Source organism: Bacillus sp. MUM 116, assembly GCF_001866655.1.
Classification (GTDB): domain Bacteria; phylum Bacillota; class Bacilli; order Bacillales; family Cytobacillaceae; genus Neobacillus.
This window is the reverse complement of the sequence record NZ_MLYR01000042.1, coordinates 1-12,277: the sequence shown is the minus strand read 5'-3', so window position 1 is coordinate 12,277 and position 12,277 is coordinate 1. Positions and strand designations below refer to the sequence as shown.

10 protein-coding genes are annotated in these 12,277 nt (G+C 38.7%); 5 read left to right on the top strand and 5 right to left on the bottom strand.

The window, feature by feature from the left end; all coding sequences use genetic code 11:
- Nucleotides 1–94: 94 nt before the first annotated feature.
- The 5 genes from BIV60_RS11545 to BIV60_RS11525 all read left to right on the top strand — a co-directional run bounded on the left by BIV60_RS11545 (nucleotide 95) and on the right by BIV60_RS11525 (nucleotide 5,531).
- Complete coding sequence (locus BIV60_RS11545; RefSeq protein ID WP_071355894.1) at nucleotides 95–835, top strand: maleate cis-trans isomerase family protein; 741 nt, start codon at nucleotides 95–97, stop codon at nucleotides 833–835.
- 105 nt (nucleotides 836–940) lie between these two features.
- On the top strand, nucleotides 941–2,491 hold the full coding sequence (fdrA, locus tag BIV60_RS11540) for an acyl-CoA synthetase FdrA (protein WP_071355893.1): 1,551 nt from the start codon (nucleotides 941–943) through the stop codon (nucleotides 2,489–2,491).
- 1 nt (nucleotide 2,492) lies between these two features.
- Nucleotides 2,493–2,678 carry a hypothetical protein gene (locus tag BIV60_RS30410; protein ID WP_071355892.1) on the top strand — a complete coding sequence of 62 codons (186 nt, stop codon included), beginning with the start codon at nucleotides 2,493–2,495 and terminating at the stop codon, nucleotides 2,676–2,678.
- Nucleotides 2,679–2,681: 3 nt separating this feature from the next.
- Complete coding sequence (locus BIV60_RS11530; protein ID WP_071355891.1) at nucleotides 2,682–3,920, top strand: YlbE family protein; 1,239 nt, start codon at nucleotides 2,682–2,684, stop codon at nucleotides 3,918–3,920.
- Nucleotides 3,921–4,127: 207 nt separating this feature from the next.
- Entirely contained in the window at nucleotides 4,128–5,531 is a 1,404-nt protein-coding gene (locus tag BIV60_RS11525) for an NCS1 family transporter (protein ID WP_071355890.1), read from the top strand.
- A 241-nt stretch (nucleotides 5,532–5,772) separates the two neighbouring features.
- Here the strand turns inward: BIV60_RS11525 and BIV60_RS11520 are convergent, their stop codons facing one another.
- The 5 genes from BIV60_RS11520 to BIV60_RS11500 form a co-directional block, all read right to left on the bottom strand.
- Nucleotides 5,773–6,453 (bottom strand): hypothetical protein, encoded by a 681-nt coding sequence (locus BIV60_RS11520; protein ID WP_071355889.1) that lies wholly within the window; start codon nucleotides 6,451–6,453, stop codon nucleotides 5,773–5,775.
- A 371-nt stretch (nucleotides 6,454–6,824) separates the two neighbouring features.
- The gene (locus tag BIV60_RS11515) at nucleotides 6,825–8,768 is read right to left on the bottom strand and encodes an FtsX-like permease family protein (protein ID WP_071355888.1); all 1,944 of its coding nucleotides are present in this window, start codon (nucleotides 8,766–8,768) and stop codon (nucleotides 6,825–6,827) included.
- The gene (locus BIV60_RS11510) at nucleotides 8,758–9,522 is read right to left on the bottom strand and encodes an ABC transporter ATP-binding protein (RefSeq protein WP_071355887.1); all 765 of its coding nucleotides are present in this window, start codon (nucleotides 9,520–9,522) and stop codon (nucleotides 8,758–8,760) included. The genes BIV60_RS11515 and BIV60_RS11510 overlap by 11 nt, the downstream gene beginning before the upstream one ends.
- Nucleotides 9,523–9,622: 100 nt before the next feature.
- The gene (locus BIV60_RS11505; protein ID WP_071355886.1) at nucleotides 9,623–10,627 is read right to left on the bottom strand and encodes a sensor histidine kinase; all 1,005 of its coding nucleotides are present in this window, start codon (nucleotides 10,625–10,627) and stop codon (nucleotides 9,623–9,625) included.
- Nucleotides 10,624–11,316, bottom strand: a complete 693-nt coding sequence (locus tag BIV60_RS11500) for a response regulator transcription factor (RefSeq protein ID WP_071355885.1) — start codon at nucleotides 11,314–11,316, stop codon at nucleotides 10,624–10,626. The genes BIV60_RS11505 and BIV60_RS11500 overlap by 4 nt, the downstream gene beginning before the upstream one ends.
- Nucleotides 11,317–12,277: the final 961 nt, after the last annotated feature.

Below are 12,277 nucleotides of genomic sequence, written 5' to 3'. Positions count from 1 at the left end.
TATTTTAGAAAACTAAAAGTTCAATATTTATTAAATTTAAAATAAGAAAATTGGTCAAACGTAAATAGATAAAAAATACAGGAGGGAATTCATAATGAAAGAACCTAAAAAAATTGGAATGCTCACACCATCATCTAATACAGCTTTGGAGCCGATTTGCTCAAGAATACTGCATGATGTTCCGGAGGTAACTTGTCATTATAGCCGTTTCGAAGTAACGAAAATTTCTCTTGAGCAGGATTCATTAAGTCAATTCAATATGGAACCAATGCTTCGGGCTGCAGAATTACTGGCACATGCAGAAGTGGATGTTATTGCATGGAACGGAACATCCGGAGGATGGATTGGTTTTGATGTAGACCGCAAGCTTTGCGAAGAGATTACGAAAAGAACAGGAATCCCGGCAACAACTTCAATGTTAGCTCAAATAAGAGCATTCAAAGAGCATGATATTAAATCAGTACACCTTGTAACTCCTTATATTCCTGAAATTAATAGATTAATTGCTGAACAATATAAGAAATACTGTGGAATAGAAACAGTTAATATTTCCGGACTTAATATAACACACAATCGTTCCTTTAGTCAGGTACCGCAGGAAAAAATAGAAGAACAAATTAAGGAAGTAACAGTTTTTCCTGCAGATGCTTTAAGTGTTGTTTGTACGAATTTTCCTCCAGTAGCTAAGGTTGAATATTATGAAGAAAAGTACAAACTGCCAATGTATGACACGATTAATGTGCTTATTTGGGAATGCTTAAAAATGGTAGATGTAGATCCTGCCAAAGTAAAAGATTGGGGAGAATTGTTTTCAAGGGCAACAGTAAACAAATAATTATAAACACATTCGACCTGTATGGGGGGCGAAATGCCCTCAACTTATATATATTTCTGGAAGATTATTAAACAGGTATCTACATAGTTGTATAGGAGTGGAAAAATGACAAAAAAGACGATTGTTTTTAAAAATGTTTATTATGACTCGGTAAAACTGATGTTAGTGACCAACGAGTTAAATACACTTGAGGGAATAAATGAAGCAGCTGTCGTAATGGGAACGGACCTTAATAAAGAGACATTGGAGAGAACCGGATTAATGACAGAAGATGCAGCAAAGACGGCCGCAACTGACATGATTGTTGCCCTTGAGGGGAAAAGTGAAAGTGCCATTGAGGAAGCACTACTAAAATTGGATTCCTTGCTAAATGCAAAAAATTCTTCAAGTTCGAATGATCAATACAGACCAAGAAGCTTGGAAACGGCGCTAAAAATGCAACCGAATAGCAACTTATCTATTATTTCCGTTACTGGAAAGTATGCGAAAGACGCGGCAATGGAAGCATTACAAAATAATTTACACGTTATGCTGTTTAGTGACAATGTTCCCTTAGATGAGGAACTTGAATTAAAAGAATATGCCGTCAAAAAAGATTTACTGGTTATGGGTCCTGATTGTGGAACTGCACTGATCAACAATACACCGCTTGCTTTTTCCAATAAGGTAAAACAAGGAGATATTGGGATTGTGGCGGCATCAGGTACAGGTGCTCAAGAAGTAATGACATTAATCTCGGCAAATGGTGGAGGTCTTAGCCAAATCATCGGCACAGGTGGAAGGGACTTAAATGAAAAAATTTCAGGGCTGATGGTGCTGCAAGGGTTGAAAGCGCTTACTAATGATGATCAAACAAAAATCATCGTATTGATTTCTAAGCCGCCTGCAAAAGTGGTACGGGATAAGGTTGTTCAATACATTCATGAAAATATCAAGAAGCCTGTTATCGTCAATTTCTTGTGTGAAAAGTTCGAGCAAAAAGAAGATGGAAACATTTATTACGTATCTACGCTAGAGGACGCAGCGTTGAAGGCGCTACAATTGGCCGGCTATCGTGAAGACATTCAGCCGCTAGTGGTTGATGAAGCAATCGATCGAATTGCTGAACAGGAATCTCGAAAATTACAAAAATCTAAAGCGTATATTAGGGGAATATTCTGCGGTGGTACGTTAGCGTATGAGTGTTTGTTCATTTTAGAAGATAAAATTGAAACCGCCCAATCCAACTTATCGAAAAAAAATAAAGTCAAAAATATTCAGAACATGACAACCCATACAATCATTGATTTCGGCGAAGATGAGTTTACCGTTGGGCGCGCCCATCCAATGATTGATCCAACATTACGCCATGAGGTTTTTGAAAACACACTTAAACATGAAGAAACAGCTGTAATCGTTCTGGATATAGTTTTGGGTTATGGGGCAAATCTCGAACCGCAAAAGATATTTGTAGAGACGTTGAAAAAATATCAAGGTCCTTATGTTTCAGTCATTGCAAATATTTGTGGCACGGAAGAGGATCCGCAAGATTATGAAACCATTGTAAGCGAATTGGAAAGCGTAGGCGTCATGATCATGCCTAGCAACCAGACAGCTGCTAAATTAGCATTAAAGATTGTCGAGAAAGTCGAGAAACTAGCATACCAGGAGGTCTAATATGGGAATTAATAATCTTTTTAACCAAAAACTTCAAATTATTAATATTGGCCTTGAGCAATTTCATGATGATTTGCAAAAACAAGGTTTAGATGTAATCCAAATGAGATGGACGATCCCTACTACGGATAATCCGAGAATCAAAAATGTATTAGAACAATTAATGCTTTTGGATGAGGAGGAATAAGCAGTGAGCAAAAGAAGTGAAGCAAATGAAAAAGTATTAAAAGTATTTCAAGATTCAGATGTGCGTTTAATGGGAATGGGAATTGCAAAAGACGTAATTCCTGGAATGCAAGACAAGATGATTCTTCATGCAGGGCCGCCAATTGAGTGGAATAGAATGTGCGGACCAATGAAAGGGGCCATTGTCGGTGCAATTCTTTATGAAGGATTGGCAAAAACTGAAGATGAGGCATATGCTTTGGCGGAATCTGGTGAAATTGAATTTGATTCCAATCATGAACATCAGTCGGTAGCGCCGATGGGCGGGATTATTTCTCCTAACATGCCAGTATTTATTATGAAAAATATGACTTATGGCAATGATTCTTATTCAAACGTAAATGAGGGACCTGGTAAAGCGTTACGTTTTGGTGCCTATGGGGAATCGGTCATCGAAAGACTGCATTGGATGAGAAATACGCTTTATCCAGTGTTAAAGCAAGCGATTGAATTATCTGGCAGCATTGATATTAAAGCGATTGCAACCCAAGCTATGCAAATGGGAGACGACAATCATAATCGCCATAAGGCATCGACCAGCTTGTTTATGCGTGAATTGGCCAAGTTCCTAGTAATGGTGGATGCCCCAAAAGAAGATGTATATGCAGTTGCTGAGCATATCGAAAAAATCGACATGTTCAACGTTAATCTTGTTATGGCTATGTGTAAAGCAATGGCAGATGCAGCTACTGGTATTGAAGGTAGTACGCTCGTTACAGTAATGGCTCGTAATGGTGTTGATTTTGGAATCAAGGTAAGCGGTACAGGCAACAAATGGTTCACAGCTCCAGCGAATATTCCAACAGGCCTTTACTTCCCTGGATTCACGGAAGACGATGCTGCTCCGGATATCGGTGACAGTGCCATTACAGAAACATATGGCATGGGTGGCTTCGCCCTTGCTGCGGCACCTGCAATTGTACAGTTTATTGGCGGAACTTATCAGGATGGAGTCAACATTACAAATGAAATGTTTGAAATCACGGCAGTAGAGAACAATAACTTTAAAATGCCAACCATGGATTTCCGTGGTACACCGACTGGAATTGATATTGTCAAAGTCTTAAAGACAGGAATTGAGCCTACGATTACCACGGGCATGGCTCACAAGGACCCAGGTATCGGACAAGTTGGGGCAGGGATTGTAAAAGCACCTATGGAATGCTTTGTCCAGGCGGCAGAGTCGTTTCTTACTCATATATAAGGGCAGTATGCTGCCGAAAATTGAAGCGAGCCTCAGCTTTTTAGAAAATGGTGGCAGAAAGGTTATTATAACTGATCCGGAAACCTTGAAGGTTGCTATGGATGGAATAGCCGGAACCAATATTATGGATATTCAAGTGATAATGAAACTCTCAAAATGAATCTGGAAATTAGTGTCGCTTTATAAAATAAAGGGGGATCTCTATTAATGACAAATCCAGTAATTCAGCCAAATCAAGGAAGTCAAGCAAAACAAGGATATGACTTTTCAGGTGTGGAAGAAAATCTACGACCAAATAGACCTGAAAAAAGAATACTCAATCCACTGAGTTTTGCGCTTATGTTCGCAGGGGATGGTGTAAGTCTAGGTAATATGGCTATAGGAACGGGTTTAGTTGTTGCTGGAACCGCAACAATGAATTTGCTGCAAACTTTAGTTTCATTACTTATTGCAACTACTATTATCGCTAGTGCTTTTCTAATTAATGATAGTTTTGGCTATCGTGCGGGAGTACCCTATGTAATTCATTTAAGAATGGCTTTTGGTATGAAGGGTGCAATTATTTCGTCAATATTGAGAGGTGTCCCTGCAATTATTTGGTATGGGTTTCAGTCGTGGATTGGAGCAACTGGATTAAGTGAGATCATAAAGATTGCAACTGGAGGAAAAATTGATAGTATACCTATTAGTTTTGTAATTCTTGTGCTCATCCAAATTATTTTATCTTTAAAAGGTTTCCATACAATTAAGTGGATGAACTCACTGATTGCAATAATACTTATGTCAGCATTTATTTATGCATTTGTAGTAGTTTTAAAAGACCATACTTCAGTAATTCATTCAACCTGGGTAGAAGCGAAAGGAACATGGGGAATCAAATTCTGGTCATTCACAATGGCATTCCTTGGGAACTACGCTGCGCTTTTCCTTAGTGCATCTGATTACTCACGTGAACTGAAAGAAGGAGTATCTGCGCCTAAGCGTTTTCTCATGTATTTTACTCCGGTTACGGTAGCATATCTTACGGTAATGAGTCTTGGAGTAATGCTTGCTTCTGCAACAGGCCTTGCGAACCCTGTTCAAGCGTTCGCAAAAATTGTAAACAATGATTATATTACGTTCTTCGTCTCAGTTTTCATCGTTCTAGGAGCAGTTGGTGTTAACTTAGTGGCAAACATTGTTCCAGCAGCATATATCATTCAATTGTTTACAAAAGTAAAATATAAAGTTTCAGTAGTTATTGCAGGCTTGCTTGCAATGGTATCCTTCCCTTGGAAATTAATTCAGCCAGGTTCATCAGATGGACTGAGAATCTTTATCCTAACTTATTCTGCATTTTTAGCACCAATCACGGCTATATTAGTTGTAGACTATTTAATTTTGCGCAAGCAAAAGGTGGATATTAATGAATTGTACAATCCGAATGGTCAGTTCAGCGGGTTAAATATGGCTGCAGTTACCGCCATGATCATTGGCGCGGCTAGTGCATTTATCGTAGTTGATCTTGGCTGGCCAATTGGATTCGTTGTAGGTGGTACCTCTTACTACTTGTTGAATAAATTTGGATTTAAACAATCCGTATTTAAAAAAGGAACAATTTTTGACAAATAGACCTTTAGTTTAAAATGGAGCTATGTAATTAAAATGTCTTATGTGATAATATCTTGAACTGCACCTCCAATTGTTAGACACAACTAACAATTGGAGGTGCAGTTTTTTAAAATCAAGTATTCATACTTTATCATTTGTTTATTAGCAGGTATTCTTATCTGCTCAGTTGTTCCGGTAAAATTTTAAAGGTATACGGGTTGATGAACTTATACGAAAAACAACAATTTATGCGAAAATAGCCTTAATTAAAGTACATCAGTCCGCCTCCAAACCAAAACATAGCTTGAAAATAAGCTCGATAGTTAATCATACGCCTTTCACCCCATGTTGATACGGTAATCCATCTGTTATCAACAGTATCTCGAGAATATCCAGTAATGGTCATCCAGTGCCATGCGTATGGATAACCTGTTTTCGGCCATAGCAGATTTAATGTAGCCACAGGACAATTATTAAGCAGTCCCTCTTTTATATACATGGTTGTATTGTCCAATGTAAACTTTGATTTATTGCTCACTCTGCTTAATGAAACATTTCTTGATAAAGCGTAACTCTCCATTTTGGACGAAAAGTCAAATAGACTCGTCATCCCAAACGCCCCAGGTTCCATGTGATGATAGAGGGATTCCATATGCATGGTAAATTCCTGCTGAGACAAATCTTGAGGAGTAAAAAGTTTTTCGTATTTTCCCTTATCTTTTTTTGCGAGATAGTATGAAATATTGGCAGCCACAACTGGTCCGCAGCCTTTTTCTATCTTTGCTTTTTCATCATACCACTGCTGATTGCCACCATAATGGCGGTGAAAAAATAACAACTCCTCATTTGCAAGTTTTATATCTTCAAGGAATACTGATGGTTTGTTTTTAGGGTTTTGGGAGAGGATCTTTTTCATTCTGCTTATAATCTTTTTATCTCTCATTTTTTTATAATTCCATTTATGTTTAAATGCTTCAACAAAATCTGAAACATTAACTTCCTCCGTACGATCAGTGGATATATCAAATAGGATTCATTCAGCTCTTCAGTGAATTTTATCAAATAGCTGAGAGGAGAAATCAATACAACTTCAATCCTTCCATTTAAATTTCACTTTGCCTGAATTTTTTCTCTTATTTTTTTCACTCTTTTTCCCACATTATGCATTTGCGTAGGCATCAATTCCATTTTTAGTTGTTTATGAAGATTTATCCTTTATAAACTTGATCTAAATTCAATGAGTGGCACCATGTACACAACTAAAAAAATAAAACAAAGGCTCCAGCATTTACAACCATGCTGGAGCCTTTCATGTTATAGAGCTTTTTTAAAAACCTTCTTGTAATATTGAACAGACAGCATTCCAAAGATAGAGTACAATGTGGCATATACAAGCATGACTACAATCATCGGTGTCCACAGTTCCGTCCCAAAGAGGAACCAGCCGGATTTGACGGCAAAGTAACTGTGTGATAAGCCAATTAATAAGGGAATCCCAAAACTAAACAGCTGTTTCCCTCGAATGCCTTTCACCAAATCCCCCCGGGTAAACCCGAGTTTCCTTAAGATTGTGTAACTAGGCATTTCCTCTTCACCTTCGCCCATTTGTTTAAAATACAAAATACAGCCAGAGGTAATCAGGAATGTTAATCCCAAAAAGCTGACGATGAACATAATCAGCCCCATGGTATGTTTCTGAAGGTTGCTCATTTCCAACCGGGAATCTATCGAGTTGTCCTCATTCCCAAACATTTCTTTGAACAGATCATTCGCTTTTGCAACATGTTCCTTATCTTTCAACGTAATCCCAATAAATAAAGAGGATTTCCTTTGGATGGCAGGGTCAAGATTATTTTTTAACTGTTTGAAAACAGAGTCGTCGACAACTGCCACAGGTAAGCCACCGGCTGTAAAATATCTTGAAACAATAAATTCTTTTTCTAAGCCTTTATACTGTAAAGAAATGTTCTCGCTTTGTCCATGCAATTTGATTTGCCCTGAATCCTTTAGTGACATAAATGACTGCAGCAAATCATTATAACCGGTAAAGATCGTTTCCTCCGGTGATAGATCCATGTCTACAGCCTTGTCACTGACGACCGGGAGAGGAACGCTGCCCGGGTTATGGGGTAATCCCTGCAATTCAGTTTCCATAATGGTCGATAAGTCAGCATTTACCTGAATGACTTCGACTCTTTTTTCATTAAATGGCAGATGATTTTCTTTTAATGCCTTTTTAAATTGTTCGGCATCCTTCGTTTTGGTGAGGGCAAAATCGGCAGCCACATTATTTTCAGCCATTTTTTCAGCAGAGTAGTAAGAAATATAACTTAACGACAACAGTCCAATGGCCAAAGCGGAAACAGTAGTGATAATTGTTAATAATAAGGCGTTTGATTTCATCCGAAACATAATGGAAGAGAGTGATAAGACCTCGTTAATGTTTAAATACCCATCTTTCTTTTTTCGAATCAAATGGAAAATAAAACTTACGGAGCCTTTGTAAAACAGATAGGTTCCGATGATGACAGAACCAAGAATTCCAATCATCGCCATGAATAATTCATTTATAGTGGTAAAATCGCCGCCAAATAATTTTGAAGAAACGTAATAGCCAACCGCTATCAGAATCATACCGGCGATTCCGATCAGGATTTCCCAAATCGATAATTTCTTTACTTTTTGTTCGGTCGAAGAGGTAATCCTAAATAAAGCCAAAATGGACTGTTTTTTAATAAATATATAATTCATCATCATTATCAACAGATAAATGGTTCCGAACACAATCAAAGTTTGCACTAATGCCTGGGGTGAAAATCGTAAAGCGGCGTTCGCATCCACTTGCGTTACTTTCAGCAGAATCATCATGATAAATCGTGAAAATGAAAAGCCAAGGAATATTCCTATCACCAAGGAGCCAAAATATAGAAAAAAGTTCTCAGTGCTCAAGATGCGGAATATTCGGCTTTTGGTCATCCCAATCAGTTGAAACAGGCCGATTTCCTTGCTGCGCCTCTTAATGAAGATCGTATTCGCGTACAGCAGAAAGATAGCCACAATGCCGACAAGCAGAGCGGATGCTGCCCGAATGGAGGCTGCGCCTTTAATGGAGCCCTTTGTCGCGTCCATTGCCGGGTCATATTGCAAAGTGACAAAGGCAAAATACAAGGCAACACTAAAGGCTAGGGCAAAAACATATAGATAGTAGTTTTTTAGATTCTTTTTCAGATTACGGATAATCAAATGATTAATGCTCATTTTGGGTGACCCCTCCCAATACACCCTGTGTTTTCATGATGTCTTTAAAAAAAGCCTGGCGTGATTGATCGCCCTTGTTCAGTTGGGTGTAAATTTGACCATCCTTAATAAAAATGACTCGGCTGCTATAGCTGGCAGCAACCGGATCGTGAGTTACCATCACAATCGTGGCTCCACTGCTGCTGTTTAACTGGTTCAGTTTATTTAATAAATCGGAGGCTGACTTGGAATCGAGTGCCCCTGTTGGTTCATCGGCAAAAATAATGCTAGGGTTATGAATAAATGCCCGTGCTGCCGAGGTGCGCTGCTTCTGGCCGCCTGATATTTCATTAGGATATTTATTGCCGATCTCGGTAATCCCCAGTTGTGACGCCACTTCGTTGAACTTTCGGTCTGCCTCTTGTTTGGAGGCATTGGTAATGGACAAAGGCAATAAAATATTTTCTTTCACCGTCAGTGTATCCAGCAAGTTGTATTCCTGAAAAATAAAGCCTAAATGGTGCTTGCGAAACTCTGCAAGCTGTTTTTCCTTCATCCGGGTGATTTCTTTTCCCTGTATCTTAATCTTCCCGCTACTCACCCTGTCAATAGAGGAAAGGACATTAAGCAGGGTTGTCTTACCGGAACCCGATGCACCCATGATACTCACGAATTCACCTTTTACAATTTTTAAATCCAATCCAGTTAATACTTCCTGTTTATTAAACTTGTTACCGTAATTTTTTTGAATATTAGTCGCTTCAAGAATTTGCATAACGACACACTCCTTTATCTGATAGCTTCATTATAGTAAGCTTAGGACTGCCGTTCCTTCGATTGGACGAACAAAACAACAAAAGCATATGACATTTTTGTCACACGCCGGTAATACGAACAAACTCATTTTTTTGCGGAAAGGTTAAGGTAAATGTCGTTCCAATTCCAAGCACAGAGTGAACGTTAATCTTGATCACCAATGGCCGGGCAGCTTTTTGGGCAAGGTATAATCCCATGCCGGTTGCCGCACTGTCCTGATGGTTGGCTGTAGAGGTAAAGCCTTTATCAAAAATGCGGGGCACGTCATTTGGAGCGATACCTCGTCCAAAATCAGTGATTTTTAAACAGGTTTGCCCGTCTTGGACATAACTATTTAAATGGATGTCAGATGCTTCGCTATATTTCACTGCATTCGTTAACAGCTGTCGGAGTATGAACGCCAGCCATTTGGCATCCGTCAGGACTTCCTCTTCTTCCAGCTCCAGTTCAAAACCAATTCCCTTTTGCATGCACCATGATTGCAAGGTTCTGATTTCGTTAAAAATTAATGGTTTTAGGTTCGTGTTTTCAATATACAAATCATTTTCCATAAAGGGGATCCGCTTTTGGTGGAGTTGCTGATCCAGCTGAAGGTGAATGCGCAGCCATTCATACCGTAAATCCAATTTCAGTTTTTCATCCTCCATGCGGTCGATGATCAGCTGCATCGCCGTTAACGGTGTCTTTACTTCATGTATCCAAGATAACATTTGGTCTTTTTCCTGTTCCAATGTCGTCCAATTAGCAGCCGCTTCCTGTGTTAAAAAATCAATTTGTTTCGTAAGGCTGTTTTCAACGATCCCTTCAAAAGGACGATAGGCACTGGGTACGCTCTTTGGATCCAGATTGTTTTCTCTTTCCTCTAAGGCTTTATAGAATACCGTTTCCTTCTGATAGCGAATAAACAAGAAAATCACAAAAATAATCAATGATATAAAAACAATATAAAAAAGTGGAAGCAATGGGATCGACGTATCAAGAAACGCAACCAAAATAACCAAAAATTCCAAGGACAAAATCAGGAGAATCCAGCTCCGCCGTTCTATGAGATACTTTTTTATCATAGCGGCTGTGCCTCTTCAACAGCGATGTAGCCTTGTCCCACTTTGGTTTCAATATATTGCCCGAGACTAAGTTCATCGAGTTTTTTCCGAAGGCGGTTGACGTTGACGGTTAAGGTATTGTCACTGACAAAGCGCTCATCGTCCCATAAGCTTTTGATTAACGCTTCACGGGTGACAATTTTATTTTTCTGCCCAATCAATTCTCTTAATATTAATATCTCATTCTTCGTAAGTTCAATCGTGCCTGCCTCATTGGTCACCGTATTTTTTTGATATTCCACAGCAGCGCCATTCCAGGTTTTGAACTCGATTTGTTCGGTATTATAATTATAGACGCGACGTAAAATCGCTTGTATCTTGGCAATCAACACTTCAAAATGAAACGGCTTTTGGACAAAGTCATCCGCGCCTAGCTGCATGGACATCACCATGTCGGAAGGGTGGTCCCGGGAAGACAGAAAAAGGATCGGCACATTCGAATGGGATCGGATCATCCGGCACCAATGAAACCCATCAAATTTGGGCAGCTGGATATCAATGATCACTAAATCAGGTTTCACATTTGTAAAGTCCTGCATCACATTGCTAAAATCCGTAACCCCATGAACCTCATAAGACCAACCTGTTAATCTTTCTTTTATCTCTTGATAAAGCGTTGAGTCATCCTCAACTAGTAATAGTTTAAACACAATGTTCACCACACTTTGTTTTAGTTCCATACTCAAATTGTATAGCAAATTTTACCTGTGTGCCAGTAGTCCATAAAGAAGCAAGGCGGTACGAATAGGGAGGGAAATTCAGTAGATAATAATTCGGACTTCCAAAATGCTTTTTAAATGGTATCCAATTTCAGGCATAATCTTTAAATGGTAGAAGAAACGTTATGCTACAAAAAATACTATTCACGGAGATGTCTAAAAACTCTCTTGAACAATATATTATCGTATCCACTTCAAAGTTGTTGTCTTCATGGGGTGAACATCCCTTCCAGCACAATTGGTTATTAAAACGTCCAATCATATAACTTCCATCTAGTAATGTTTATGGAAAGATGAATAAGCTTGGTCAAACAGCATTTTTCTGTACGTGATCATCTTCTAAAAAAGGAAGAGTCGACATAGGGGTGTACACAAGGCAAATTCCATACAGTTTCTTATAAGGGTTAGAACCACCACAAAAGCTCAAGTCAACTAAACTTTCTATAGTCTTACCAGTATCTGGTGTAAGGGAAAATGAAAAACCCCTAGATGAATAATTTTCATCTAGGGGAGGGAGTCGGATTCTACCATGTTTGAAGGGTGAACATCACAGGTTGTCTTGTTAAGCTAACTGATCAGTTTAGTAGAATAAAGAAGCGCTCATAGTTGAGGGCACTGCTAAAGTCGATATTTTAACGAAAAAAGGGTTAGTTGCTACCTTCAGTAGTGTCTAACCCTTTTTATTGCTCCATACATGTTGTGTAAAATAAATTAAATTATCCTTTTTGCGCCAAGCTCATAGTTTGAGCGCATTTTTATCTAAGGCTCTTTTCGTAAACTTTGTTGCTTTTGGACCTTAATAAGGGTCATTTACTAAATTTCTAGGCAATTTTCGCAAATGTTCTTACGAAAAGATCCCACGAAGCATTTAGTTATACGGGTTGATGAACTT